This is a genomic window from Streptomyces sp. NPDC101152 (assembly GCF_044768275.1).
Taxonomy (GTDB): Bacteria; Actinomycetota; Actinomycetes; order Streptomycetales; family Streptomycetaceae; genus Streptomyces.
Genome location: NZ_JBIWPO010000028.1, coordinates 57544 through 83337 on the forward strand (window position 1 = coordinate 57544; position 25794 = coordinate 83337).

At 70.7% G+C, this 25794-nt stretch carries 25 protein-coding genes and 4 pseudogenes; 18 read left to right on the forward strand and 11 right to left on the reverse strand.

Annotated elements, in window-relative coordinates; genetic code table 11:
* Positions 1-75 precede the first annotated feature (75 nt).
* Positions 76-1329, forward strand: a complete 1254-nt coding sequence (locus ACIRVK_RS29760; RefSeq protein ID WP_404252408.1) for a GNAT family N-acetyltransferase — start codon at positions 76-78, stop codon at positions 1327-1329.
* A 224-nt stretch (positions 1330-1553) separates the two neighbouring features.
* Here the strand turns inward: ACIRVK_RS29760 and ACIRVK_RS29765 are convergent, their stop codons facing one another.
* Positions 1554-1739, reverse strand: a complete 186-nt coding sequence (locus tag ACIRVK_RS29765) for a hypothetical protein (protein ID WP_404252410.1) — start codon at positions 1737-1739, stop codon at positions 1554-1556.
* 147 nt (positions 1740-1886) lie between these two features.
* Between ACIRVK_RS29765 and ACIRVK_RS29770 the strand changes: the two genes are divergently transcribed.
* Complete coding sequence (locus ACIRVK_RS29770; RefSeq protein ID WP_404252412.1) at positions 1887-2801, forward strand: GntR family transcriptional regulator; 915 nt, start codon at positions 1887-1889, stop codon at positions 2799-2801.
* A gap of 36 nt (positions 2802-2837) precedes the next feature.
* On the opposite strand, the gene ACIRVK_RS29775 is transcribed toward ACIRVK_RS29770, so the two are convergent.
* Complete coding sequence (locus tag ACIRVK_RS29775) at positions 2838-3026, reverse strand: hypothetical protein (RefSeq protein ID WP_404252414.1); 189 nt, start codon at positions 3024-3026, stop codon at positions 2838-2840.
* Between the two features lie 207 nt (positions 3027-3233).
* Between ACIRVK_RS29775 and ACIRVK_RS29780 the strand changes: the two genes are divergently transcribed.
* Positions 3234-4112 (forward strand): FadR/GntR family transcriptional regulator, encoded by an 879-nt coding sequence (locus ACIRVK_RS29780; protein ID WP_404252416.1) that lies wholly within the window; start codon positions 3234-3236, stop codon positions 4110-4112.
* Entirely contained in the window at positions 4112-4849 is a 738-nt protein-coding gene (locus tag ACIRVK_RS29785; RefSeq protein ID WP_404252418.1) for an HAD family hydrolase, read from the forward strand. The genes ACIRVK_RS29780 and ACIRVK_RS29785 overlap by 1 nt, the downstream gene beginning before the upstream one ends.
* Here the strand turns inward: ACIRVK_RS29785 and ACIRVK_RS29790 are convergent.
* Complete coding sequence (locus ACIRVK_RS29790; protein WP_404252420.1) at positions 4840-5022, reverse strand: hypothetical protein; 183 nt, start codon at positions 5020-5022, stop codon at positions 4840-4842. The genes ACIRVK_RS29785 and ACIRVK_RS29790 overlap by 10 nt on opposite strands.
* Before the next feature lie 193 nt (positions 5023-5215).
* Between ACIRVK_RS29790 and ACIRVK_RS29795 the strand changes: the two genes are divergently transcribed.
* From ACIRVK_RS29795 to ACIRVK_RS29805, 3 genes and pseudogenes are all read left to right on the forward strand, one after another.
* A complete protein-coding gene (locus tag ACIRVK_RS29795; RefSeq protein WP_404252422.1) occupies positions 5216-6130 on the forward strand; it encodes a GntR family transcriptional regulator in 915 nt (304 codons plus the stop codon).
* Positions 6131-6171: 41 nt separating this feature from the next.
* Positions 6172-6999 (forward strand): annotated as a pseudogene (locus ACIRVK_RS29800) (MFS transporter); the annotation flags it as partial.
* Positions 7000-7017: 18 nt separating this feature from the next.
* Positions 7018-9228, forward strand: coding sequence for a phosphotransferase (locus ACIRVK_RS29805; RefSeq protein WP_404252424.1), 2211 nt, complete (start codon positions 7018-7020; stop codon positions 9226-9228).
* Positions 9229-9363: 135 nt separating this feature from the next.
* Here the strand turns inward: ACIRVK_RS29805 and ACIRVK_RS29810 are convergent, their stop codons facing one another.
* Both ACIRVK_RS29810 and ACIRVK_RS29815 read right to left on the reverse strand, forming a co-directional pair.
* Positions 9364-9519, reverse strand: a complete 156-nt coding sequence (locus tag ACIRVK_RS29810; RefSeq protein WP_404252426.1) for a hypothetical protein — start codon at positions 9517-9519, stop codon at positions 9364-9366.
* A 22-nt stretch (positions 9520-9541) separates the two neighbouring features.
* A complete protein-coding gene (locus tag ACIRVK_RS29815) occupies positions 9542-10504 on the reverse strand; it encodes a zinc-binding dehydrogenase (RefSeq protein ID WP_404252428.1) in 963 nt (320 codons plus the stop codon).
* Between the two features lie 95 nt (positions 10505-10599).
* Between ACIRVK_RS29815 and ACIRVK_RS29820 the strand changes: the two are divergent.
* Together ACIRVK_RS29820 and ACIRVK_RS29825 are read left to right on the forward strand one after the other, a co-directional pair.
* Positions 10600-10935, forward strand: a pseudogene (locus ACIRVK_RS29820) (TetR family transcriptional regulator); the annotation flags it as partial.
* Positions 10875-11866 (forward strand): annotated as a pseudogene (locus ACIRVK_RS29825) (AAA family ATPase); the annotation flags it as partial. The pseudogenes ACIRVK_RS29820 and ACIRVK_RS29825, both read left to right, overlap by 61 nt.
* A gap of 42 nt (positions 11867-11908) precedes the next feature.
* On the opposite strand, the gene ACIRVK_RS29830 reads toward ACIRVK_RS29825, so the two are convergent.
* Positions 11909-12745, reverse strand: a complete 837-nt coding sequence (locus tag ACIRVK_RS29830; RefSeq protein WP_404252430.1) for a nitroreductase/quinone reductase family protein — start codon at positions 12743-12745, stop codon at positions 11909-11911.
* A 222-nt stretch (positions 12746-12967) separates the two neighbouring features.
* On the opposite strand from ACIRVK_RS29830, the pseudogene ACIRVK_RS29835 reads away from it, so the two are divergent.
* Positions 12968-13543 (forward strand): annotated as a pseudogene (locus ACIRVK_RS29835) (RraA family protein).
* Positions 13544-13554: 11 nt separating this feature from the next.
* On the opposite strand, the gene ACIRVK_RS29840 reads toward ACIRVK_RS29835, so the two are convergent.
* Positions 13555-14433, reverse strand: coding sequence for a GNAT family N-acetyltransferase (locus tag ACIRVK_RS29840; RefSeq protein WP_404252432.1), 879 nt, complete (start codon positions 14431-14433; stop codon positions 13555-13557).
* A 126-nt stretch (positions 14434-14559) separates the two neighbouring features.
* Here ACIRVK_RS29840 and ACIRVK_RS29845 point away from each other — a divergent pair, with 126 nt between their 5' ends.
* The 3 genes from ACIRVK_RS29845 (at position 14560) to ACIRVK_RS29855 (ending at position 16316) form a co-directional block, all read left to right on the forward strand.
* A complete protein-coding gene (locus ACIRVK_RS29845) occupies positions 14560-15114 on the forward strand; it encodes a helix-turn-helix domain-containing protein (RefSeq protein WP_404252434.1) in 555 nt (184 codons plus the stop codon).
* A 66-nt stretch (positions 15115-15180) separates the two neighbouring features.
* Entirely contained in the window at positions 15181-15849 is a 669-nt protein-coding gene (locus ACIRVK_RS29850) for a hypothetical protein (RefSeq protein WP_404252436.1), read from the forward strand.
* Positions 15850-15980: 131 nt separating this feature from the next.
* Positions 15981-16316 (forward strand): DUF2516 family protein, encoded by a 336-nt coding sequence (locus ACIRVK_RS29855; protein WP_404252438.1) that lies wholly within the window; start codon positions 15981-15983, stop codon positions 16314-16316.
* A 13-nt stretch (positions 16317-16329) separates the two neighbouring features.
* On the opposite strand, the gene ACIRVK_RS29860 is transcribed toward ACIRVK_RS29855, so the two are convergent.
* From ACIRVK_RS29860 to ACIRVK_RS29870, 3 genes are all read right to left on the reverse strand, one after another.
* Positions 16330-17619 carry a PP2C family protein-serine/threonine phosphatase gene (locus ACIRVK_RS29860; RefSeq protein WP_404252440.1) on the reverse strand — a complete coding sequence of 430 codons (1290 nt, stop codon included), beginning with the start codon at positions 17617-17619 and terminating at the stop codon, positions 16330-16332.
* Positions 17620-17854: 235 nt separating this feature from the next.
* A complete protein-coding gene (locus ACIRVK_RS29865) occupies positions 17855-18913 on the reverse strand; it encodes an NlpC/P60 family protein (protein WP_404252442.1) in 1059 nt (352 codons plus the stop codon).
* Positions 18914-19052: 139 nt separating this feature from the next.
* Positions 19053-19841 (reverse strand): class I SAM-dependent methyltransferase, encoded by a 789-nt coding sequence (locus tag ACIRVK_RS29870; RefSeq protein WP_404252444.1) that lies wholly within the window; start codon positions 19839-19841, stop codon positions 19053-19055.
* A gap of 373 nt (positions 19842-20214) precedes the next feature.
* On the opposite strand from ACIRVK_RS29870, the gene mshA reads away from it, so the two are divergent.
* The 3 genes from mshA to ACIRVK_RS29885 all read left to right on the forward strand — a co-directional run bounded on the left by mshA (position 20215) and on the right by ACIRVK_RS29885 (position 23846).
* Complete coding sequence (gene mshA, locus ACIRVK_RS29875) at positions 20215-21552, forward strand: D-inositol-3-phosphate glycosyltransferase (RefSeq protein WP_404252446.1); 1338 nt, start codon at positions 20215-20217, stop codon at positions 21550-21552.
* Positions 21545-22045 (forward strand): YbjN domain-containing protein, encoded by a 501-nt coding sequence (locus ACIRVK_RS29880; RefSeq protein WP_404252448.1) that lies wholly within the window; start codon positions 21545-21547, stop codon positions 22043-22045. Before mshA ends, ACIRVK_RS29880 begins: the two co-directional genes overlap by 8 nt.
* Before the next feature lie 130 nt (positions 22046-22175).
* On the forward strand, positions 22176-23846 hold the full coding sequence (locus ACIRVK_RS29885) for a glycosyl hydrolase family 28-related protein (RefSeq protein ID WP_404252450.1): 1671 nt from the start codon (positions 22176-22178) through the stop codon (positions 23844-23846).
* Here the strand turns inward: ACIRVK_RS29885 and ACIRVK_RS29890 are convergent.
* Entirely contained in the window at positions 23794-24654 is an 861-nt protein-coding gene (locus ACIRVK_RS29890) for an AraC family transcriptional regulator (protein WP_404252452.1), read from the reverse strand. The two genes, ACIRVK_RS29885 and ACIRVK_RS29890, sit on opposite strands and share 53 nt — an antisense overlap.
* On the opposite strand from ACIRVK_RS29890, the gene ACIRVK_RS29895 reads away from it, so the two are divergent.
* Together ACIRVK_RS29895 and ACIRVK_RS29900 are read left to right on the forward strand one after the other, a co-directional pair.
* Entirely contained in the window at positions 24653-25141 is a 489-nt protein-coding gene (locus tag ACIRVK_RS29895) for a DUF2000 family protein (RefSeq protein WP_404252454.1), read from the forward strand. The two genes, ACIRVK_RS29890 and ACIRVK_RS29895, sit on opposite strands and share 2 nt — an antisense overlap.
* A 335-nt stretch (positions 25142-25476) precedes the next feature.
* A complete protein-coding gene (locus ACIRVK_RS29900) occupies positions 25477-25701 on the forward strand; it encodes a hypothetical protein (RefSeq protein WP_404252456.1) in 225 nt (74 codons plus the stop codon).
* Positions 25702-25794: the final 93 nt, after the last annotated feature.

The window sequence follows — 25794 nt, forward strand, 5'->3', positions numbered from 1 at the left end:
CCACAGGCTGTGGAGGAGCCGTCGGCGCCCGGAAATCCCCGCGACACCGCGACCGCCTCCCCCTACCGTGATCCCATGAGCCGACCCGCCGACATCGACGTCCGCCCGATCACCGAGGCCGAGTTCCCCGACTGGATACGCGCGGTGAAGACCGGTTTCCTGCGGGAGCCGACTCCCACGGAGGCCGAACTCGAGGCCCGCCGCACCATGTTCGTGCCGGGCCGCTATCTCGGCGCCTTCGACGCGGGCCGCTGTGTCGCGACCTTCTTCTCCTTCGACCAGGAGGTCACCGCCGTGGGCGGCGCCCCGGTCCAGGCGAACGCGGTCTCCGCCGTCACCGTGACCGCCACCCACCGCCGCCGCGGCCTGCTCACCCGCATGATGAGCCAGGACCTCGCGGCCGCGAAGGAGCGCGGCGACGTCGTGGCGACGCTCATCGCCGCCGAGTACCGCATCTACGGCCGCTACGGCTTCGGTCCGGCCACCTCGGCCACCGAGTGGATCGTGGACGTCCCCCGCACGGGCCTAGACGCCCGCTGGTCCGGCCCGGCCGACGGCGCCCGCGTCGACCTCGTGGACGCCGAGGAGGTGCGCAAGTACGGCCCCGAGCTCCACGACCGGTTCCGCCGCGCCACCCCCGGCGCGGTGAGCCGCAGCGACTGGTTCTGGCAGATCAACACCGGTGCCTTGCGATTCGACCCGAAGTGGACCGAGCCGTTCTTCGCCGCGTACCGGGCGGCGGACGGCACCCTTGAGGGGCTGCTCGCCTACGAGGTGGACGACAACTGGGGCGAGGCCAAGCAGCCGCTGGACACGGCGACCGTGCGGGGCATGATCGCGACGACGCCGGCCGCCGAGCGGGCGCTGTGGTACCACCTGTGCTCGATCGACTGGGTGACCCGGGTGAAGACCGGCGAGCGGGCCCCCGACGACCTGCTCCCGCTCCTGCTCCCCGATCCCAGGGCTGCCCGCGTCAGCACCCAGGCGGACTGGCTGTGGGTGCGGATCCTGGACGTCGTACGGGCGCTGGAGGCGCGGACGTACGAGGGCACGGGCTCGCTGGTGCTGGAGGTCGTCGACCGCGCCGGGTACGCGCAGGGCCGCTACCGGCTGGAGGCGTCGCCGCAGGGCGCGTTCTGCGCGCGGACCACCGAGAGCGCGGACCTCTCCCTTGACGTGGCCGAGTTGGCGGCGCTGTGGCTGAGCGACGAGTCCGCCGTGCGGCTGGCGGCGCTGGGCCGCGTCCGGGAAGAACGAGCGGGCGCCGCCCAGGTGGCCGACGCCCTGCTGCGTACGTCCAGGCGGCCTTGGTGCCCGGACATGTTCTGAACCTCCCTGTCGTGGACGGCGGTTGCTGATCGATCTATCCGTAGCCGTGCTCTTCGGTTGTGGCTGTGCTGATGGATCTGCTCTCTTCGGTTGTGACTGTGCTGATGAGCTGTTGAGTTGTCGGTGTTCAGTTGTGACGGTGCGCCTGGTGCGGGCCGACCGGGCTCCCGGCTCCCCTCCGGAAGGGAGCCCGGCCGGCCGAACCGGGTTCGGCCGACTGGGCGTCAGCCCGTCTGGGCGAGCAGCATCACGAGGATGACCGCGCCCAGGCCGCTGATGGCGGTGTTCCTGGCCTTGAGCCCGATGGACAGCGCGAGGAAGGCGATGATGCCCATCGGCCCGTACTTCCACTGGACGAGTTGCTCGAATCCGAAAGCGAGGGCGGCGACAGCGAGGGCGACGAGTGGCATGGCGGTCCCTCCTTCGGGACGGGAGGCGGACCCTGCTGGCCAACCCTCCAGAGTTGGTTACCAACTTGACTGTAGTTATCTCCGCTTGGAAGCGTCTTATAACCACCTTCTCTGGAACTGCCGAAAGATGGCGGGAAGTTGTAGGGTTTGGTCGTGGACCCGAAACACGCCTCCGTCAATGGGCGGAAGAGGTCACAGCGGCCACAGAAGTCCCACAGAGAGGTGGCCGACGAGCTGCGTGCCCGGATCAGGTCGGGCGAGCTCCGCCCGGGTCAGCGCATGCCCACCCAGGCCAGGCTGGCCGACGAGTTCGGCGTCGAGCGCGGTGCCGTACGCCAGGCGCTGCGGATCCTGCAGTCGGAGCACCTGCTGACCAACGTGTCCAAGGGCGCGCCCGCGACCGTCGCCCCCGACCTGGGGCCGAGCGGCGGCCTGACCGGCCCCGAGGCGCCGCCCCTGCCCACCATGGTGGCCCTGGCGCCCCGGATCGCGGCCGCCTTCGCCGAACCCCACGTCGAGATAGACGCCCTCTGCCTGACCTCGGTCTCCCTCACCCTCGCCATCGGCGAACCGCTGCGGCAGATCCACGCCGGACAGCTGAAACCGGCCAAGGTGGACGTCCGCGTCCTGCTGCCGAGCAGCGACATCGACCTGGCCTTCCCGACGCCGGTGGACGCGGGGCAGGACGGCCGGCTGCAACGCCGTTGGCTCGCTCATCGCAACGCCCAGGTGCAGGTGCTCAGGCACAACCTGCTCGCCCTGCGCGGCACGCACGGCATCGACGTGCGCGTCACCTTCCGGGCGCTGCCGTTCACCCCGCCGGTGAAGCTGTACCTGCTCAACGGCATGGAGGCCCTCTTCGCGTACTACACGCTGACGCGCCGCGAGGAGGAGGTCGACCACGAGCCCCTGGAGATGTACGACGCCGAGGGCACCCAGTCCATGCTGTTCGCCTTCGAGCAGGGCGCCGGCCTCCGGGACACCACCTTCGTGGAGCAGTCGCACCTGTGGTTCAACGCACTGTGGGAGACGATCAGTTCGGAGCTGTCGCTCACGACCTGACCGTCTCCCACGGCCGGTGACCCGGACAGTCGCCGCTCACAGGGTGGGCCCGGTGACCAGCAGGGCGAGGACGACGGCGCCGACGGAGCTGACCGTCGGGTTCTTCGCCTTGATGCCGATGGTCAGCAGCGTCAGGCCGATGATGCCGGTGACGCCGTACTTCCACTGGACGGTCTGTTCGACGCCGACGACGAAGACGGCGGAGAGGAGGGCGAGGACGGGCATGGCGGTTCCCCCTTCAGGCTTCGCGGGCGGGACGGTGCGGTGGGGGGTGCGGAGGCGGGACGGGCGGGGCAGGGAGCAGAACTAGAAGCAAAACTTCCGCCAACTCCACTAAGTTGGCAACCAACTTTGACTAAGTTATCCCCACTTGGTCCCTACTCATAAACAAGTTCCAAACAACTCCCGATAGATGGATCGGAGTTGTAGCGTTTGGTCGTGACCCAGGAGAACGTGGCAGTGAACGGCAGCAGAAAGCTCTCCCCCCAGGACATCGCCGACAACCTCCGGGAACGCATCCGCACCGGCGACCTGAAGGCGGGCGACCGCCTGCCCACGCAGGCCGAACTGGCCGACGAGTTCGGCGTGGAACGGGGGGCGGTCCGACAGGCCCTGCGCGTCCTCCAGGACGGCGGCCTGCTGAGCAACGTCAGCAAGGGCAGCCCGCCGAGGATCGCCGAGCCGCCGCCCGCCAAGGGGGCGCCGCAGCCGACGGTGGTGGGGCTGGCGCCCCGGTTGACCGAGGCGTTCTCGGCGCGGGAGGTGTGCGTGGACGTCGTCTGCCACACGTCCGAGACCCTGATGCTGGCCCTGAGCGAGCCGCTGCGCCAGATACACGAGGGCCGCATACGCCCCGAGTCGATCACGTTCCGCGTCCTGCTGCCCAGCCGCGACATCAACCTCGCCTTCCCCGTCCTGATCGAGGGCCCCAGCGACGACGACACCGTCCACCAGCGCTGGCTGTCGATGCGCGACGCACAGGCACGGGTGCTCCAGCACAACCTGCACGCCATACGCGCCACCCACGGCATCGACGTGCACGTCACCTTCCGCGCCCTGCCCTTCACCCCGCCGGTGAAGCTGTACCTGCTCAACGGCGCGGAAGCCCTGATCGGGTACTACATCCCGACCCGGCGCGAGGAGGAGTGGCAGAGCCAGACGCTGGAGATGTACGACGCGCTCGGCTCCAAGTCCGTCCTGTTCTCCTTCGTCAAGCAGGCCGGTCAGCGTGACGGGGCGTTCGTCGACGAGTCACAGAAGTGGTTCGACGCCCTCTGGGAAACCATCACGTCGGACCTGACACTCTCCTAGTGACTTCTGATACGGCGCAGACTGATCCGGTGACAGCAGAGACAGAGAACCTGCGGGGACTGATCACCAACGCTCACTTCGTCCTCTTCGACTTCGACGGCCCCATCTGCCGGCTGTTCGCGGGGCACACGGCGGAGCGGGTGGCGAAGGAACTGGTCGACTGGCTGGAGCGGCAGGGACTGCGCGGCCTGCTGACCGAGGAGGAACGCGTCCACCCGGACCCGATGGTCGTGCTGTACGCCGTCAACCGACGGCATCCCCGCAGCGACCTGGTGGCCGAACTGGAGGAGTGGCTCACCCAGCAGGAGCTCAAGGCCATCACCTCCGCCATGCCGACGGCCTACGCCGACCCGTTGATACGCACCTGGAGCGCCCTGGGCCGAAGGCTCGCCGTGGCCACCAACAACTCGCCGCGCACGGTGGAGGGTTACCTCTCACAGCGCGAACTGGCCGACTGCTTCACCCCGCACGTCTACGGCCGCACCGACGACCTCGATCTCCTGAAGCCCGACCCGCACACCCTCAACCGTGCCCTGAACGCCCTGGGCGCCGCGCCGGCCGCCGCCCTGATGATCGGTGACGCCCCCACCGACCTGCACGCCGCCGAGCGGGCGGGAGTGCCCTTCCTGGGCTACGCGCGCACCGAGACCAAGGAGAAGCTGCTGCGCAACGCGGGCGCCCGCACCGTGGTCGACTCCCTGGAACCCGTCCTGCGCATCCTGCGCGGTCAGGCCTGAGTCATCAGCAGCACGAAGATCACGGCACCGGCGGACAGGCAGGCGGTGTTGCGGGCCCGGAACCCCGCACCGAGCAGGAACAGGCACAGGAACCCGAGGGTCCCGTAGCGGGACTGGAACAGGTGCTGGGCGCCGAGTGCGACGACCGCCCCCACCAACTGGAAGAAGACCATGGGACCCCACCCCTCAAGTCGCTGACAACCGATCAACAACTGGTCCAATTGGACTGGTTGACTCGAATTGGATGTGCCCTGCCCGCGTGATCCCTTAACCGGCCGACAAGTTTGAATGTCGAAAACAGTCACCCCGACCGCCAATGTGACTGCAAGTGGTTTGCTCGCCCGGGCGAAGAGGTACGGTCGCGGTGTGAGCTCAGGACGCGGTGACGGCGGCGGCGTGAAGGGGGCCAACTCCCTTCTGGAGGAACTCCGCGCCCGCATCGCCGACGGCACCTACGCGGTGGGCAGCGTGCTGCCGACGCAGCGTGAGCTGGCGGAGGAGTTCGACGTCTCGCGCGACACCGTGCAGCGGGCGCTTCAGGAGCTGAAGAACGAGCGCTGGATCGAGTCCCGCCAAGGCAGCGGGTCGCGGGTCGTGAAGAGCCCGATCCACTCGGGCAAGGAACCGCAGAAGGCCCCACGGCTGCGCGCCGCGCTCGGCCCCTTCATCACGCGCGCCTTCGCCCAGCCCGTCGTCCAACTGGACGTCTTCACGCTGACGTCGGAGAGCCTGGACGCACACATCCGGCTGCAGGCCGAGCGGATCCGTACGGGCGAGATAGCCACTCCGCAGCGGATCGAGGTACGGCTGCTGCAGCCGTCCGAGTCCATGGTGCTGCCCTATCCGCGGGCGAAGCCGTCCGCGGACAGGGCGGACGACCCTGAACAAGCGGCGCTGCTGGAGCGGCAGATACACGAGCGGCTCGTCGGAATCACCCGGCGCCATACGTCCTCGTTGCGGTCGGCGCTGCGTGACCTGGAGACGGAGGGCCTGGTGCCGTCCGTGGACGTGGAGATCCGGCAGGTTCCGCTGGTTCCCACCTTCAAGCTGTACCTGCGTCGCGGTTCCGAGGCGCTGTTCGGCCCGTACGAGGTGATCGAGCGCAAGATCCTGCTCGACGACGGCACCGAGGTCGAGGCCCTGGACGTCCTGGGCCTCGGCTCGACGCTGACCCGACACGTCAACGACGAGGGCGATCCCAACTCCACCGGGTCCGTGTTCCTGGAGAGCATGCAGACCTGGTTCGACTCGCTCTGGGAGCGGCTGGCCGAAAGGTTCTGACGCGGATCTCGTACGCGCGGCGGTTCTTGCGCCAGGCCTTGCTGGGCTGGCGGGCCCCCCTACCTGGTCGCAGCGGTCCTGGCCCTGCTCCTCGTCAGCGTCTTGGCGTTCGCGGTGCCGACCACCACCCCGTCCTCCCGCCAGCCGTACACAGCGCTCCTGGCCGAGCCGCTGCGCCTGCTGCGTACGAGCCGGACCTGCGCCGCTCGTGCTTCTACCAGGCAACCGTCTTCGCCGGGTTCTCCGCGGTCTGGACCTGCCTCGCACTCCTGCTCACCGGACCGGCCTACGGTCTGGGTGCCCAGGCGGTGGGAACGGTCGCCCTGGTCGGCGCGGCGAGCATGGTCTGCACCCCGCTCGCGGGCCGTCTGGTGGACCGCTACGTCCCTGATCCGGTGAACCCGGTCTGCATGCTCGGCGTCCTCCTCTCGGCCGCGATCCTCACCCTTGGTGCCCGGGGCGGCACGCTGGGTCTGGCCTCCCTGAGAGTCGGCACGCTGCTCCTCGACACCGCGATGCAGTCCGGCATGGTGGCCAATCAAGTCCGCGTCTACGCCCTGCGCGTCGACGCCCGCAGCAGGCTCATCACCGCCTACATGACCTGCGCCTACCTGGGCGGCAGCGCAGGTTCCTGGCTCGGGACACGCGTCTGGAGCCAGGTCGGCTGGTGGGGCGTGTGCGTGCTCGTCGCGCTGCTTGCCGCACTCGCCCTGGCCCGCCGCCTACTGGCGTTCCGATACTCCCTGAGGGGCCAAGTACGGCGACTGATTGTGGCGGTTGTTCAACCTGCGCGCCTCTGGGGCACTACAGTGTGCCCACCCAACGCGTCGTATGAACATCGTCGGCGTCGTACATCCATTCAGGAGTGACCTTTGGGCGGTCCACCCATGCTCCGGACCCCCGCCTCGGCGCGGGACGGGGCGTTCGATCGCCTGGTGGCCCATGCCAGGGCCGAAGGCGAGGCCAGCCGTGGCCACCACAATCTGAACCATGTGGTGCGCCCGCCCAAGGACGCCACCCTGTTCCTTCCGGAACTGGCCGGCCACGACCGGGTGACCGTAAGACGTCGGATCCGTGGGGCCCTGCCGGTCGTCATCAGGACCTGGCAGGACGAGGCGGGGATCCTGGGTGCCCTGCACGGCGTACTCCCGCATGTTCCGCACTGTCTGGCCAAGCGCGGGGACGTGACCATCCTCAGCTATGTGCAGGGTGTGCCGTTGTCGACCATCTGCCGCAACGGCAAGGAGGTGGAACCGGATCTCGTCGCCGCCCTCGCCGATCTGCTCGCGGACATGACGAGGGTACGCAGAAAGGATCTGCCTCCGCTGCCGCAGTCCTGGCCCCGCAGCAGCCGGGACGGCCGGGCCTTCCTGCGAGCCCTCGTACAGGCGACGGAGGAGCAGATCAGGCAGCCCAACTGTGCGAGTTTCGGTGGTCTGTTCGCCGCGCTGGGGATCCCCGCGGACGCGATGGTGGGCTTCGCCGAACGGGTCCCGGCGCTGATCAGCCGTCCGTTCAGCCTGCTCCACACCGATCTGCACCGCGACAACGTCATCTTCTCCTACCACGGGGCCCCGCCCCTGATCTGCGTCGACTGGGAACTGGCCACCTACGGCGACCCGGTACACGACCTCGCCACCCATCTGGTGCGCATGCAGTACCCCACGACCCAGTGGGACGAGGTCATCGACGCCTGGTGCGAGGCCATGGGCCGGCACCGCAGCAAGGCGGTCAACGGCGCCAGGCGGGACCTCAAGCACTATGTGGACTTCGAGCATGCGCAGTCCGTGTATCCGGATGTCATGCGCGCGGTGACCTCGCTCGGCGACAAGTTCGACCAGCGGGACCTGGACGCCGCGACGTCCGCGGTGCACCGGGCGCTCGAGGCGGCGGCCGAACCTCTTCGGCTCAAGAGCGTGCCGGACGAGAAGGCCATCGAGGGCATCCTGCTCCGGTGGAACATGGCCCACGGCAAGCGGCACAACCGCGACCGGGGCGTGATGTCCTTTCCTCTGACCCGCGACACACGGGTCCCCGAGCATCCGAGATTCCCCTCCTGGGCGGTCAGGGAGGCCCTGTTCAACGAGGGTGCCGCCCCGGCCGACCATGTGTTCAAGGGGACCGCCCACCTCAGCACCGCGGTGTGGGTGCGGGGCATTCCGTTCGCCGTCATGGTGCGACGGAAGACGGGATCGGCCCTTCCGCGTGAGCGTCGGTTCCTCAACGAACACGCCGTTCTGAGAGCGATCGAGAAGTCCGGTGTGGCGGTGGCCGCCCCCCGTGTCCTGGCTCTGGGGACGAGCCACCGGGACCAGTTCACCATTCACACCTACGAGGGCCCACCCGGCTTGATCCGGACCCCGAACCATCCCGTGGACGGGCTGCGGCCGCATGAGGCGGACGACCTCGTCGACCAGCTGTCCGCGCTGACCTCGGTCGACTGCGAGGAGCTGGGTCCGGACACCCTCGGCCAGGACTTCTACCACGGGCTGCGCACGGAACTGCAGCGCATGGTGTCCGAACTCCCCAGGGATACGTTGAGACTTGCCCGGGAGCTGGGCCTGCCCGGGAACGCCGACAGACTCGGGGAGATCCTCGACCGGCATCTGCCCGCCCCCCGGCGGGCCGTACTGCTGCACGGTGACCTCAACCCCTGGAACCTGATCCGCCGTGAGGACGGCACGGGGCTGACCCTGATCGACTGGGAAATGGCGATAGTGGGCGATCCGCTCTACGACCTGGTCCGCCACCTGCACCTGACACCGACGCTCCCGGACATCCGGGAACGTCTGTTCTCCCGCTGGTCCCGGTTGTTGCCGGAGGACTGCACCAAGGGCTGGCGCGACGACTGGCGGGTGTACCGCTGGATCGAGATCGTCCGTTCCGCGTACGTGGATCTCGACCGCCTCGTCACCGGCGACAGCCTGGAAGCTCCGAACGTCCGGCGGGCCGTGGACACGTACGCCATGACCCTCAAGTCGGCCACCGCGGCCCTCGGCCTCAAGGACAGGGTGACCACCAACCCCTATCTTGCCTTCGCCTTGCCCCGCCCCGACCATAAGGGAGCGCCCATGGTCGGGGAGCCCATGGAGACCTGACCCGGCCCGGCGCCCGTACGGGGGAGGGGGCTGCGGATGTCCGGTGGCAGGAGTGGGCCGGCCGACGACGGTATGGGTGCTGGAAGGCAAGACCTTCCTCGGCGGAGCCTTGCTCAGCCTGGTCGGCTACGCGCTCTACGACACGGTGAAGGACCTCTCCGCATCCCTCAGGCTGCCGACGCGCGCCCAGGTGAAGTCACGGGAGCCGGGCAGTTTCGTGACCGAGGCGTTCCGCGAGCGGACCGTGGAGATCAGCTTCCAACCGATGACGGTGCCCTCCACGGCCTGCATCGCCCCACGGCAGTGTGACGCCTCAGCACCGCAGCACCACCTTGCCCACCAGCCGCCGGTCCTCGATGGCGGCATGCGCCTCGCTCGCCCGTTCCAGCTCCACCACCTCCCCCACCACCGGCCGCACCCGCCCCGCCGCCGCCTGCGCCAACGCGTACGAGGCCAGGCGCGCGTGTTCGTCAGGGCCGAACTGCACGTCGCCGATGCCGAACAACCTGATCCCCCGGCGCCGGGCCGCCTCCCCGTCGATCCCGGCGAAGCCGCCCGCCGGCGCCCCGTGCGCCGAGAACCGTCCGCCGTCGGCCGTCAACGCGAAGGCCGACGTGCCCAGTTCGCCGCCCACCCCGTCCAGCACCAGGTCGGCTGCCCCGCCCAGCGCCTCCCGCGCCGCGTCCACCCACCCGGAGTCGGAGACGTCCACCGTCGCCGGCGCCCCCAACTCCCGTACCAGCGCCAGTTTCCGCGCCCCCCGAGCCGCCCCGACCACCCGGGCGCCCCGAGCCCGCGCCCACTGCACCAGCACCGTCCCCATACCCCCGGACGCCCCGAGAACCAGCACCCGCTCCCCGTCCGCCGCGCCTGTGAGCTCGAGCAGCGCCGCCGCCGTCACTCCGTCGTGCACCAGTGCCGCCGCGGTCCGCAGCTCCAGCCCCTCCGGTACGGCGGCGAGCCCGGAGACCGGTGCCACGGCCCGGGAGGCGTAGCTGCCGTGGACGTGGGCCACGACCCGGCGCCCCAGCCACTCCTGCGGTACGCCGGGGCCCGTCTCCGTGACCGTCCCCGAGACCCCGCCCCCGGGGACGTACGGCGGTGTCACGTCGAAGTACTCGCGACCCCACCCCGCCCGCACCTGGGTCTCCACGAAGAGCGTGTCGGCGTACGCGACGTCGATCAGCACCTCGCCCGGTCCGGGCAACGGGTCCGGCAGGTCCACCGGCACCAGGACCTCCGGTCCGCCGAACTCCTTCGCCTGTACCGCTCGCATGACATGCCCCCGGTCGTCAGGTTCCTCAAGGACTCCCGCGCAGTCTTCGACCTCAAGCAGAGTTGAGGTCAAGCGGCACTGGTCAGGCTCGTCGCATGGGCGAGATCGGTCTGCGTGAGCGCAAGAGGCAGCGGATGTGCCGGGACGTCTCCGAGACCGCCATCCGGCTGTTCCTGGAGCGCGGCTTCGACGCCGTGTCCGTCGCCGAGATCGCGGCCGCCGCCGAGATCTCCAAGCCGACGCTCTTCCGGTACTTCCCGGCCAAGGAGGACCTGGTCCTGCACCGGATCGCCGACCACGAGCGGGAGGCCGCCCGGGTGGCCGCCGAGGGACCCACGCCGATCGCCGCCCTGCGCCGGCACTTCCTCGACGGCCTCGAGCGGTCCGATCCGGTCACCGGGCTCAACGGCCACCCGGCCGTCCTCGCCTTCCGCTCCCGAACGCCTGGGCGCAGACGATCTCGCGGTCGCAGGCGGTGAAGGAGTACGTCGACCTGGTGTGGCCCCCCCCGTGCGGCCGACGGAGGTCCTCGCCCGACTGCTCACCGACCCGGCGGCGTTGAGCGGGGCCGCCGACGGCCTGCTGGACGCGGACGAACAACGGGCCCTCCTCTGGGCGAGGCCGCCGCGGTCGTGGAAGTCGGCTCGCTGGTCCGCCGCCGATCTCGTCCTCCTCGACGAGGTCGCGGGCCTGATCGAACACCCCGAGGGGTACGGCCATCTCGTCGTCGACGAGGCGCAGGACCTCTCCCCGATGGAGTGCCGGGCCATCGCACGCCGGGCGCGCTTCGGTTCGCTCACCGTGCTCGGCGATCTCGCCCAGGGCACCACACCATGGGCCGCCCGGTCCTGGGAGACCACCCTGCGCCATCTCGGCAAGCCGGACGCGGCCGTCGTACCGCTGACGACCGGGTTCCGGGTGCCCGAGGCCGTCGTGACGCTCGCCAACCGGCCGCTGGAACGGCTCGACGTCGATGTCCCGGCCGGGCGGTCCCTGCGCCGGGACGGGGAGTTGAGGGTGCGGGAGGTGGCGGGGGAGGTGGCCGGCGCGGTCGTGGACGCCGTACGCGACGCGCTCGGGCGGGAGGGGTCCGTGGGGGTCGTCGCCGCGGACCAGGACGTGGAGCGGGTGCGGGCGGCGCTCACCGCGGCCGGGATCGGGGCGGCGGGGCCGCGAGAGCTGGGGGCCCGCGTGACCGTCGTACCGGCCACCCTGGTCAAGGGGCTCGAGTACGACCACGTCGTCGCCGTGGAGCCGGCGGCCATCGCGGAGGCCGAGGCGCGCGGGCTGCACCGGCTGTACGTCGTGCTGACCCGGGCGGTGTCACGGCTGGAGGTGGTGCACGGGCGGCCGTTGCCTTTCCAGGGCGTACTCCCACGGCAGTCGGCGACGGCCGCCCGGCATTCAGGCGTCGAGGAGGGGGATCAACTCCTCCTCCTCGTACGTCAGATGGGCCTCCAGGGCACCCGTCAGGCGCTCCACCTCCGCCCGTGCGACGGCCGGGTCGGCATCCGCGGCGGCCACCGTGCGGCGCAGCTCCTCGACGAGTTCCGCGATCCGGCCGTGTTCCTCCCGCAGGCGTCGGAGCGCGCCGGCCGCCGAGGGGTGGCGGTCCTCGACGTACGGGAACAGGGACAGGTCCTCGCCGGCGTGGTGGTGGTGCAGGCCCTGGCAGAAGGTCAGGCAGTTGATCCGCAGTTGCGCACCGAGTGTGCTCGACCCCGCCGTCATCTCCCCTCTGATCAGGGCGAGTTCACGGCGGAAGGCGTCGTGCACCACCTTGATCGCCTCGCCGGGGGAGGAGGCGTCGACGTTCGGCGGACCGCCGTCCGGGATCGTGTGCAGGGCGACCACGGGGATCGTCCGCGCGGTCTTCCTCTGGTACGCCGCCCACCCCTCGTCCGCCTCGACGACCCGCGCCCAGGCCCGCTCGCGCTCCTCGCCGGTCAGGACGACGGCCCGCGCCGAGTAGGTGAACACCCCGCTCTCGACGGTTACTTGGGGATGGGCGAGGAGGTTGCGGTACCAGTGCGGGTGCCGGTCGGCGCCCCCGGCCGAGGCGATGACCAGGACACGGTCGCCGCCGTCGGGGAGGTAGCCGACGGGGGTGGTGTGGCGGGCGCCGGTACGGGCGCCGGTGGTGGTCAGCAGGAGCAGGCGGGCGGCGGCGAAGTAGCCGGTCAGACGGCCCTTGTTGGCCCGGAACTCGTCGATGACCCGTTGGTTGAAGTCGTTGGGCAAGGGAGTGGTTCTCCTTCTCTGTCGCTGGTGTCTTCGGTGGATCGCGAAGGCGGCGCAGAGAGGACGGCGGGCTCCTGGCCCGCCCCTGCCTCACTCGGAGGCCGGGTACCCGACTCGTTCACGGCTCAAGGCCGACCCGGCAGTCATGGGAGGGAAGGTAGCGTCACCGGTACGACCGACGCCAGCGCATTCCGGGCCGTCCCCACCACGACCCTCGCCGACCTGCTCGGCCGTGCGCAGGTCATGGACATCGGGATCCGCCCGCTGTGGGGGCCGGCGGGACGGGTGGCGGGGCCCGCGTTCACCGTGCGGTGCCCTCCCGGGCACAACCCATGCTGCACGCGGCGATCCACCGTGCCGCCCCCGGTTCGGTCGTGGTCGTGGAGTCCGGTCCGGCGACCTCGACCGGGCGCTGGCCGGCGGCAACGTGTGTGCGGTGGCCCGGCGGCGGGGCATCGCCGGCTTCGTCCTGGACGGCCTGATCCGCGATCTCGCCGAGGTCCGCGAGGCCCGCTTCCCGGTGTTCGCCCGCGGGGTGATCCCGATCCCCGGCGCCAAGTCCGCCGCGGCGCCGCTGGGTCAGCCGGTGACCTGCGGTGGCGTACGGGTCGAGGCCGGTGACGTGGTCGTGGCCGACGAGGAGGGCGTGGTCGCCGTCCCCGCGGCCCGACGGGCGGAGATCCGCGACCCGGCCCGCGCCAAGCTCGCCAAGGAGGCCGCCGAGTCCCTGGACGCGTGGGAATCGGCGCACGGGCACGGATCGACAAGATCCTCGCGGAACAGGGGTTCCAGGGCTGAGACGCGGCCCTTCAGCCGGCCTTCGGCGCGCGGTACGAGAAGTCGTAGGCGGCGAAGTCGGTGACGCGGACATAACCGAGGCGTTGGTAGAGGGCGTTGCTGGTGGGGTTGGCGGCGTTCGTGAAGAGGACGACCTCCTTCGCGCCCGCGGCGAGCGCGGCCCGGCTGACCTCGACGGTCACGGCGCCCGCGTAGCCCTGGCCGCGCAGGTGGGCCGGGGTGTAGACGGGGTCCACCCGGACCTGGCCGCCGACCATCGGGTTGGCGCCCGCCATGGAGACGGGCGTGCCGTCCGGCGTCTCCCAGAAGGTGTAGCGCTTCTCGGCGAAGCGGGTGCCCGCCCAGGAGGCGGCGTCGATGGTGACGTCCTCCCCGACGTCCGCCGCGAACTCCCGGCACCAGCGCATCAGGTGTTCCTGGTCTCCCTCGCCGACGAGGCGGCCCCGGCCCGCCGGGAACGGCTCCGGCGGGGTGAGGGTGCCGAGGCGGTAGAGGTGAAGCTGGACCCGCAGCGCCCAGGTCGCGCCGGTGTGGCGCTGCCAGGCGTCGGTGAAGGCGATGGCGGTGCCGTGGTCCGCGGTGACGGAGGGCAGGGTGTGTCCGAGGCCGACCAGGTACGCGGCGAGCGTGTCGGCCTGCTCGGGGGTGAGGGCGGTGACGCTGAGCCCGCGGGGCGGAAAGCGGTAGAAGACGGCCTGGACCTCGCCCCCTTGCTCCAGCCGGCCGAAGAGGGGGACTCCGGCGCCGTGCGCGGCCATCCCGACCCTGCGCAGTTTCTCGGTCAGCGTCAGGGGCGTGTTGTGCAGGACGGGGCGCGAACGCAGGAAGTCCCCCGCCCGGGTGAGGAAGTCGTCGACGTCTTCGGTGAGGTACCAGCCATCGGGCAACATGTGGACATGATCCCGGAGGCCGCGGGGGCACCCGCCTGGTTTCCGCCACACCCGAACCACGTGGCATGGCGCACTATTGCAAGCAGGTGCTTGCAATAGTTAGCGTCGGTGGTGCACAGTGGAGTCATGGCATCGCTCAACGTCGGCAATCTCGGTGAGTACCTGCGTGAGCAGCGGCGCAGTGCGCAGCTCTCGCTCAGGCAACTCGCCGACGCCGCCGGGGTGTCCAATCCGTATCTGAGCCAGATCGAGCGCGGGCTGCGCAAGCCGAGCGCGGAGGTGTTGCAGCAGGTCGCCAAGGCGCTGCGGATCTCCGCGGAGACGCTGTACGTGCGGGCCGGCATCCTCGACGCCGAGCGCGACCGCGACGAGGTGGAGACGCGCGCCGTCATCCTTGCCGACCCCACGCTCAACGAGCGGCAGAAGCAGGTCCTGCTGCAGATCTACGAGTCGTTCAGGAAAGAGAACGGCTTCGGGGCCGACGACGGCGAGGCGGCCGACGCGGTCGCGCAGACGAACGCTGCGGTCGTCGAGGCCGTGACGTCGGGCGACGGTGCGGTGGGCACGGACGGCGACGCCGCCGCCGTACGCCAGGCGCGCAAGGGCTCCGGCGCGGCCATACCCCGCACGTCCGACGGCAGCGACGCCGAACCGCACGACCCGCAGCGGCCCACCGGCTGAGCAGGGCGACCAGGCTGCCCCGCGGGACCAAAACCCTCAACTGAAAGCGACCGGAGGACCATCACCATGGCCATCACCGACGACCTCCGCAAGACCCTCAGCGACCCCACGCCGCTCTACTTCGCCGCCGGCACCGCCGACCTGGCCCTCCAGCAGGCCAAGAAGGTCCCCGGCCTGGTGGAGCAGCTGCGCGCCGAGGCCCCGGCCCGTATCGAGGCCGTCCGCAACACCGACCCGAAGGCCGTCCAGGAGAAGGCCCAGGCGCGCGCCAAGGAGGCCGGCGCCAAGGTCAAGGAGACCCAGGAGTCCTTCCAGGCCAAGGTCAACGAGTTCATCGCGACCCTCGACGGCGACATCAAGAAGCTCGGCTCCACCCTCGACGCCGACCTGAAGAAGCTCGGCGAGTCCGCCCAGGACCTCGCGCTGCGCGGTGTCGGCGTGGCCGCCGAGTACGCCGTCAAGGCCCGTGAGACCTACGAGAAGGTCGCCGAGCACGGCGAGCAGGCCGTACGGACCTGGCGCGGCGAGGCCTCCGAGGGCATCGAGAGCATCGCCGAGGAGGTCGAGGAGCTCGCCGTCGCCGTCGAGCCGAAGGCCGAGCCGGTCACCGTCAAGGACGAGCCCGGGAAGCCCGCCACGGCGGTGGCCGCCCCGGCCAAGAAGGTCCCCGCCGCCAAGAAGGCGCCGGCCCGCAAGCCCACCACCGCGAAGAAGACCACCCCGCCCGCCATGTGACACGAACGGGTGACAGAGCACGGGCCGGGCACTCCTGGAGGGCCCGGCCCGTTCCCTGTGTAGCGGGAACGCCTGAACGGGTACGGTGACCGCGTAAGGACTAGCCGAAACGGGTGGTGGACGTTGTGCTGATGTCGGGCTTCGCAGGGTTCATGTGGCTGCTCTACCTCGCCATGCTGGCCCTCGCCGTGGTGGCGCTCCTGATGGCCGCCCTCTTCCGTGACGACGCGTACCGCGCCGCCGACAAGCAGAACAAGGGCTTCTGGCTGATCATCCTGGGCATCGCGGTCGCGGTGAACCTCCTGGTCCCGATGCTCTTCCTCCAACTGGCGGGCCTTGTCGCGTCCATCGTCTTCTTCGTCGACGTCCGCCCGGCCCTCCGGCATGTCTCGGGAGGCGGCTTCGGCCGCAGAAAGGGCGGCAGCAGCAGCGACGGCCCTTACGGCCCCTGGAACGGCGGCCGGTAGAAACCCGAGGGGGTCACCCCTCCCGATCCAGCAGCAGCACCGCGACATCGTCCGTCAGCTCGCCGCCGTTCAGCTCCCGCACCTCGGTGACGGCGGCCCGCAGCAACTCCTCGCCGGCGAGCCCCTCACCCAGCAGCCGCCGGACGATCTCCACCATCCCGTCCTGCCCGAGCCGCTCCCGGCCCGCCCCGACCCGCCCCTCGATCAGCCCGTCCGTATAGAGCATGAGGCTCCACTCGCGCCCCAGCTCCACCTGCATCCGGGGCCACCGGGCCCCGGGCAGCAGCCCGAGCGCCGGCCCGTTGTTGTCGTACGGCAGCAGCTTCGCGTTCCGCCCCGGCCGGGCGAGCAGCGGCGAGGGATGCCCGGCCAGGCACAGCCCGGCCCGCCGGCCGTCCGGTGCGATGTCCACCGTGCACAGGGTCGCGAAGATCTCGTCGTCGGACCGCTCGTGCTCCAGCACCTGCTGCAAGGTACCCAGCAACTCGTCCCCGCACAGACCGGCCAGGGTCAGCGCACGCCAGGCGATCCGCAGCTCCACCCCGAGCGCGGCCTCGTCCGGCCCGTGCCCGCAGACGTCACCGATCATGGCGTGCACGGTCCCGTCCGGGGTGCGCACGACGTCGTAGAAGTCCCCGCCGAGCAGCGCCCGCGAGCGCCCCGGCCGATACCGCGCGGCGAACCGCAGTGACGACCCCTCGAGGAGCGGTGTCGGCAGCAGACCCCGCTCCAGGCGCCGGTTCTCCTGCGCCCGTACCCGCCCCTCAGCGAGCCGCCGCTCCGCCGTGTCGGAACGTTTCCGCTCCACCGCGTACCGGATCGCCCGGCTCAGCAGCCGCTCGTCCAGCTCGTCCCGGAAGAGATAGTCCTGGGCGCCCACCCGCACGGCCTCGGCGCCCCGCTCGGCGTCCCCGGAGGGCGCCAGGGCGAGAACGGCATGCCGCGGAGCGAGCCGCAGCACGTGCCGGAGCACGGCGAGCTCGTCGGCGTTGTCCCCACCGCGCCCCGGCGCCGGCAGTGCGAGGTCCAGCAGGATGCAGTGCACGTCGTCGGTCAGCAGCCGCTCCGCCTCGGTGAGGTTGCGGGCGTGCCGGACACGGATCGGCCGGCCGGCCGCGTCCCGGGGTTCGGGCACGACCGTGGAGCCGCCGGGATCGTCCTCGATCAGCAGCAGCGTGAGATGAGTGGTGGCGTTGTTGTCGACCGTGGCTTCCTGGTGCGTGGAGGGACCGCCGAGCGTGGTCTGCGCCGGACCGCTCTCCGCGGCCGGGACCGATCGCTGCCGCGGTATGGGTGCGGGCATCGCCTTCAGTTCCTTCCCTCCCCCCGAGGGCGCGGCGGACCGAGGGGTCTCGATCCACCGACGGGGACCATAGCGGTAGTCGGCGGGCGAGCGGAATGGTGTGAGCCACGTCGCCCGCACACCGGCCACCGTCATATGCCACGTTCCGTACCGCAGTTGGACAGCTCGGCCCACCAGGAGGAATGACGAAGGTCACGTCCGCAAGGGGTTTGAGAGCCACCGGACGTGCGCTGGATCACGCGTCGGGCCGTACCACCCCGAGGATCGGCATCGACCCGGCCCCCGCGATGGTCACGGTCCGCCCCGGCCGGGGCGCGTGCACGATCGCCCCGTCACCGATGTACAGGGCGACATGGCTGGCGTCGTCGAAATAGATGATCAGATCCCCGGGCCGCATGTCCTTGATGTCCACGTGCTTGAGCTGCTTCCACTGCTCCTGGGAGGTCCGCGGTATGGGCTTCCCCGCGCTCAGCCAGGCCTGCGAGGTCAGCCCCGAGCAGTCGTAGGACAGCGGCCCTTCCGCCCCCCACTCGTACGGCTTCCCGATCTGCTGCGTGGCGAACTGAACGGCCTGCTTCCCCTGCGCGGACGCCGCCCCCTTGATCTGATCAAGAATCCCGGTCCCGAGCCAGGCGCTCTGCGCCTGGTAGGCGGCCTGCTGCTCCAAGGCGGCCAGCCGCTCCTTCTCCTTCGCCTGCAACCGGGACTCGATCTCCTCAGCGGCCGCGATCTGCTCCTTGATCCTCTTCCGGGCCGCGTCCTTGGCCTTCCGGTCGGCGTCGAGCCGCTGCCACTGCTCGGAGGCGTCCGCCGCGTACTGCTGCAAGTCCTGCTGCGTCCGCGTCAGTTCCGTGATCAGCCCCTTGGCGGCCCGCTCGCCCTCCACCACGCGCCCCGCCCCGTCGAGGAACCCCTGCGGATCGTTACTGAGGAGCAACTGGGCCGCGTCCGGCAACCCACCCGTACGGTACTGGGCCGCGGCAGCGGCCCCGGCCCGCTGCTTCAAGTCGTCGAGCTTCTTCTGCCCCTCGACGATCTTCTTGGCCAGATCGACGATGGCGGCGGACTGCTGCTTGGCCTTCTCCTCGGCGGCGTTGTACGAATCCGTGGCGACGGCCGCATCGTGATACAGGCCGTCGAGCTTCGCCCGCACCGCCTCAAGCCCCGCATCCGGCGCGGGAGTAGACGAGGCCGAAGGGGTCGGATCCGGACTCGCGAACGCCACGCCCGGTGCGGTCAGCACAGCCACACAGACCGCGGCAGCCACCACCAGGCGACGCTCGCCCGCACCCATACCGCTTCCCCCAACCTGATTTACCGTCAGTAACTTACGGCACCCGGGGGATCGTGCCACGACCAACGGCAAAACGACAGAGGCCGTCCCCCTGCTCCTGTGACGAACGACTCACAAAGATCGTTCCCGGCGTGGGGGCTCACCCGCGCGGCGCCAAAGCCCCCCACGCCACGGTGACTTCCCCCTCCCGCCACCGACGCGGCCCATCGACCACCGGCCAGTCAGCCGCCACCTGCCGCACCGCCCGCATCCACCGCTGCCGGGCACCGTAGGAGGCGAGCGGCGCCGCGGACGCCCAGGCGCGGTCGAAGTCCCGCAAAAAGGCATGAACCCCTTCACCGGGAACGTTGCGATGAATAAGAACCTTCGGCAGCCGGGCAGCAAGCTCCGACGGCCGCTCCAGAGACCCCAACCGAGCGGCAAAGGTGACCGTACGGGCCCCCTCCCCACCCAGAGCGATCCACACGTGCAGACGCCCGATCTCGTCACAGGTGCCGTCGACCACCACCCCACCCGGCGCGAGCCGCCCGCACAGCCGCTCCCACACCCCGGCGACCTCCTCCTCCCCGTACTGCCGCAGCACATTGGCGGCCCGAATCAAAACCGGCCGCTCAGGCACAGGAACCTCGAACCCCCCGTGCACAAAGACAAGCCCCTCCCGCTCGTAGGGCTTGGCGGCAGCAACCCGTTCGGGCTCGATCTCCACCCCCACCACCCGCACACGAGGAGCGACACCCCGCAAATGCCGCAACAACTCCACCGCGGTCCAGGGCGCGGCCCCGTACCCGAGATCAACAACGACGGGATCCACGGCCCGCCGCAACTCGGCACCCAGCGTCACACCGATCCAGCGATCCATCCGCCGCAGCCGATTGGGATTGGTGGTCCCGCGCGTGACGGTGCCCACAGGACGGGCGCGGCTGCTCATACGGCGAGGGTATGCGCCCGCACTGGCGCAACGGCGAGCAGGGGACGTGGCGGGCGATCTCCGCCCGCAGCGTCGGGCGGAGATCGCCGGTCCCCTCCCAGCCAACGGAGGCGCCCGACCGAGGACGGACACCCCCCGCCGCGGCCCCGGCCCCCCACCCACCGCCACGCGCAACGCGCACCCCCACCGCGCCGCACAGGCCGCCGCAGGCACCCACCCACGCACCTCACCCCCCAACGGTTGAGCGCCCCCGGGTAACGGCCAGGCAAAATTCAGAACCCCCGGAATGGGAACCCACCCCTCCGCTGTTGCACCCCTTCGGAGGCGCCCCACACCTCCACCCCGGCATGCCCGCTGCAAGGAGGACCGCCACGTGAGCCAGTACGTCAGCAGGCTCGGGCGCCGCTCCCCGGCAACGCCCTCCCGACTCAGGCTCCACCGCCGCCCCCGCCGCGTGGCGATGCTCTCCGTCCACACCTCCCCCCTCCACCAACCAGGCACCGGCGACGCGGGCGGCATGAACGTCTACATCGTCGAACTCGCCCAGCGCCTGGCAGCGATCAACATCGAAGTGGAGATCTTCACCCGCTCCACCACCGCCGCGCTCCCGCCCACCGTCGAGCTGTCCCCCGGCGTCCTTGTCCGGCACGTGGACGCCGGCCCCTACGAGGGCCTCGCCAAGGAAGACCTCCCGGCCCAGCTCTGCGCCTTCACCCACGGCGTGATGCAGGCGTGGGCCGGCCACCGCCCCGGCCACTACGACCTCGTCCACTCCCACTACTGGCTCTCCGGCCACGTCGGCTGGCTGGCGGCCCAACGCTGGGGCGTCCCCCTCGTCCACGCCATGCACACCATGGCCAAGGTCAAGAATGCCAACCTCGCCGAGGGCGACACCCCCGAACCCCCGGCCAGGGTCATCGGCGAGACCCAGATCGTCGAGGCGGCGGACCGCCTGATCGCGAACACCGCCGAAGAGGCGACCGAGCTGATCCGCCACTACAGCGCCGACCCCGCCAAGGTCGCGGTCGTCCACCCCGGCGTCAACCTCGACCGCTTCCGCCCCGCCGACGGCCGAGCCGCCGCCCGGGCCCGCCTCGGCCTCCCCCAGGATGCCCTGATCCCCCTCTTCGCCGGCCGTATCCAGCCCCTCAAGGCGCCGGACATCCTCCTCCGAGCGGTGGCGAAGCTCCTGGACGACCGCCCCGACCTCCGCTCCCGCATCGTCGTCCCCGTCGTCGGCGGCCCGAGCGGCAGCGGCCTGGCCAAGCCGGAGGGCCTGCAGAAGCTGGCCGCCCGCCTCGGCATCGCGGACGTCGTACGGTTCCGCCCACCCGTCGGCCAGGACCAACTGGCGGACTGGTTCCGGGCGGCCTCCGTCCTCGTCATGCCGTCCTACAGCGAGTCCTTCGGCCTGGTCGCCATAGAGGCCCAGGCGACCGGCACCCCGGTGCTCGCGGCAGCGGTGGGCGGACTCCCGGTCGCCGTACGCGACAACGTCACCGGTTTTCTCGTACGGGGCCACAACCCCGCCGACTACGCCCGCGTCCTCCGCGACTTCGCCGACAACCCCACCCTCACGCCACGGATGGGGGTGGCGGCCGCCCGGCACGCGCAGTCCTTCGGCTGGGACACCGCGGCGGCCGCCACGGCGGACGTCTACACGGCCGCGATGCAGGCGCACCGCCGTCGCGTACGCTCGCAGCATGGCTGACGAAGCGAAGGCGGCGCAGGTCATCGAGGGCGCGCTCAAGGACGCCGAGGTCGAGTGGGAGAGCCCCAGCCCCGGCACGTACGTCGCGCAACTCCCCGGCACCCGCAAGCTGAAAACAACGGTGTCCCTCCTGGTCGGCCGCCACTCCCTCTCCGTCAACGCCTTCGTCATCCGCCATCCCGACGAGAACGAACCGGCCGTCCACCGCTGGCTCCTGGAGCGCAACCTCAAGCTGTACGGGGTGAGTTACGCGGTCGACCACCTGGGCGACGTCTACGTCACCGCGAAACTCCCCCTCTCCGCGGTCACCCCGGACGAGATCGACCGGCTGCTCGGCCAGGTCCTGGAGGCGGCGGACGGCAGCTTCAACACCCTCCTGGAACTCGGCTTCGCTTCAGCGATCCGCAAGGAGTACGCGTGGCGGGTATCCCGAGGCGAGTCCACACGAAACCTGGACGCGTTCACCCACCTGACCCAACGGCCCACTGACTGAATTCAGGTCCGTACCTGATTAACCTCTGCATGCCCCCTTCACGGCAAGGGGGCGTCATGGCATGCTCACGGCCAACGCAGATCTGAACGTCGTTCACATCCATGAAGAGCCGCATGGAAGGGCGTACGGAATGAGCACCGCGCACCACGGCATGACCAGACGGAGCCTCCTGGCCGGAACCACGGCGGTGGCGGCCGCGGCGATCACCGCCACACCGGCGCTCGCCGCCCGCCGGACAACCGCGGGCCAAGTCCCCGCCCTCTGGCATGAGTTCGTCCGAACCCCCTTCACCCACCCTCAGATCCCCTTCATCGGAAGGGCCGGCTGCCGAGGCGGTGAGGAGTGCTTCCCCCGCCACCGTGCCGTCGTCGACGTCCGCCACTACGGAGCCGTACCGGACGGCACGACCGACTGCGCCCCCGCGATCAACCGTGCCATCGCCGCCGCCGCGAAGGCCGGCGGTGGCACGGTCACCATCCCGCCCGGCACCTTCCGCATCGACGGCCTGATCCAGATCGGCTACGACAACGTCGTGCTGCGCGGAGCCGGCAGCACCCGCACCACCCTCCACGCCACCAGGAGCCTCACCGAACTGATCGGCGTGTACGGCTCCCGCTACGGCGGCACCAAGTCGGCCTGGTCCTGGTCCGGCGGCCTCATCTGGCTCGCCCCGAAGGCCCGTTGGGACTCGCTCACCGCGGCGATCAAGGCCAAGACGTGGCCCTTCGAGGGCTGGACCGGCAATAAACGGGACGAGTGGCAGACGCTCACCCCCGTAGAACCAGCCCACCAGGGCGACTGGACGGTCACGGTGACCGACCCCGCCCGCCTCCGCCCCGGCGCCCTGGTCCTGCTCCGCATCGCCGACGACGCCACCCACACCCTCCTCCAGCACATGTCGGGCGGCGGCCTCGGCCCGGCGGCGTACAACTGGGACGACAAGACCAAGCTCCTCTCCTACGTCCCCTACGAATGGCCCGTCCGCATAGCCCACGTCCGAGGCCGCAAGGTCACCCTCGAACGCCCCCTCCCCCTCGACCTGCGCCCCGAGTGGAACCCGCAATTCACCACTCACATCCGTGAGGTGACCGGCTCCGGAGTCGAGGGCCTCACCCTGGACGTGGTGGAGACCCCCCAGTCCCCGCACCTCCTCGACAAGGGCTACAACGGAGTCGTCCTGCAGTGCGCGTATGACTGCTGGGTGGACGACGTCACCGTCCGCAACGTCGACAACGGCTTTGGCCTGGTCGCCGCGTCCTCCTGCACCCTGCGCCGCACCCGCGTGGGCGGCCGGGGCGAACACCACCCGTACTTCTGCCGCGAGGGCTCGCACGACAACCTGATCGAGGACTTCACCATCGAGCAGCGCACGGTCCCGGCCCCCGCCGACACCCAACTGCACGGCATCAACGTCGAGGGCCTGTCCTCCTACAACGTGTGGTCGCGCGGAGACATGCAGATGGGCACCTTCGACTCCCACCGCGGTCTGCCCTTCGCCAACGTCCGCACCGACATCACGGTCGACAACAACGGTCGCCACGGCGGCGACGCGAACGCCGGGCCGCTGTACGGCGCCCGCTTCACCCACTGGAACATCCGCGACACCAACCACCGCGCGGGCCTGGTCAAGATCGACGGCCTGGCACCGTGGAGCGCCACCGTCGGTCTGGACCCGTGCACCGAGTTCGACCAGATCGACGTCCCCGACTTCACGGGCGACCTGCACTCACGGCTGGAGCTCTACGGCACTACCGACGAGGTGCGCCCGAGGAACCTGTATGAGGCCCAGCGCCGGCTGTAGACCGCGCCTCCTGCCCCGCGTACCGCCCCGGCGTCACCCCCACCAGCCTCCGGAAGTGACGCGTGAGATGGGACTGGTCGAAGAACCCCGTCGCCGACGCCACCTCGCCCGGCGTCCCCCCGTCCAGCAGGAGCCGGCGGGCCCGGTCGATGCGGCGGGAAGTGAGGTACTGGTGCGGTGCGATGCCGTAGGCGGTGCTGAACGCCCGTACCAGATGGGCGGGATGGGCGTGCAGCGCTCCCGCCGCGGCGTCGAGCGTGAGGCCGTCGAGCACGTGCTCGTCGAGCAGTTCCCGCAGCCGGCCGGCGAGGACGGGGTCGGCCCGCATGGTCCGCGCGCGTGCCGGCGGCCGCAGCAGGGCCCGCATCCGGTCGCCGATCAGCGTCAGCCTGCTCTCGGCCTCCAGCTCCTCGCCGGGCCGCCCCAGAGCGGTGTGCAACTGCCCGACCCGCCGTCGCAGCACCGGATCGCGCAGGTCGGGGCCGTCGACGGCGGGACCGATGAGGTCGTCGCCGAGACGGGTGCCGTCGAGATAGACGACACGCTTGCGGAAGCCGTGCGGGGTGGCCGGCGAGCCGTTGTGCGGGACGTGCGGCGGGAGCAGGGTGACCGTGTCGTGCGGGGTGCCGTGCTCGTGCCGCTCGAGGTCGTACCGTACGGCCCCGTCGTCCACGATGAGCAGCGTCCACGCCTCGTGGACGTGCATCGGGTAGGCGTACTCGGTGAAGTGCGCGTGGAAGACCTCCACCACGCCCCGGACCTGGGGGCGCCATGCGGAGACCTCCGGTCGGGAACGCTGAGCGGCCATGCAAAAAACGTACAAGACGCGGAGACGGACCGGTCGGCAGTCTCGGAGCATGAGCGACACACCCCTCGACGAACCCCTCCGCTTCGACACCAAGATCGCCGTCCTGCTGCGCGCGGACCTGGAGTCCTGGCAGCGGCTGAACGTCACCGCGTTCCTGGTCAGCGGCCTCGGCACGACGGTCCCCGAGGTGATCGGCGAGCCGTACGCGGACGCGGACGACGTCCCCTACCTGCCGATGTTCCGCCAGCCGGTGCTGGTCTTCGAGGGCACGAAGGAGACCCTGACGGCGGCCCACACGCGGGCCCTGTCCCGCGCGCTGCCACGGGCCCTGTTCACCTCGGACCTCTTCACGAGCGGCAACGACCGCGACAACCGCGCGGCCGTACGGGCCGTGGGGACCGCGGAGCTGGACCTGGTCGGGCTCGCGGTGTACGGGCCGAAGAACGCGGTGGACAAGGTGTTGAAGGGCGCCCGAATGCACCCGTGACGGGCGTTGTCACCGAATCCGCGACCGAACTGCACAGTGCGTACGCAACGGCAGGAGGGGTGGAGCCTGTTGGTGTGGAGTTGTCCCGCTTCGGTGCCGCTGGAACCCCACCTGTCGGCTCCACCGGGGGCCCGTGACGTGGAGAACCCGGCCTCAATTGGTGTGCACGCCCTCACGGATCGGTCGTGGACCCGCCCAACTGCCCTGTCCTGAGGGTCCGTCGACTGGCCGCCGCGCGCGCCCCGTGGTTTGATCCTGCGCACCGCGGCCCGTCGTCTGTCCCCCCAGCCGAGCCGCTTCCCCCCTGGAACATCCATGTGAAGGGCAGTTTCGTCATGAACTCCGCTCCCCAGGTTCAGACCCTCGAGATCTCCGACGCCGACCTCGACGCCGTCTCCGGCGGCCTGAGCCCGCAGGCCAGCCTCACCGTCGGCTCGACCACCCTGAGCAGCGCCGGCCTGCTGGCCGAGGTGGACTCCGTCAAGGCGACGGCCCTGGGCACCCTCGGCGGCAGCCTCGGCGTCCTGCCCCACGAGGTCGGCGTGAACGTCGGTTTCTGATCGACTCGACGCACACGGCAACGAGCCCCCTACCGCAGGAGAAGTGCGGGTAGGGGGCTTGTCTTTGCACGAGCCGCCACCCGCAGCCGCCGG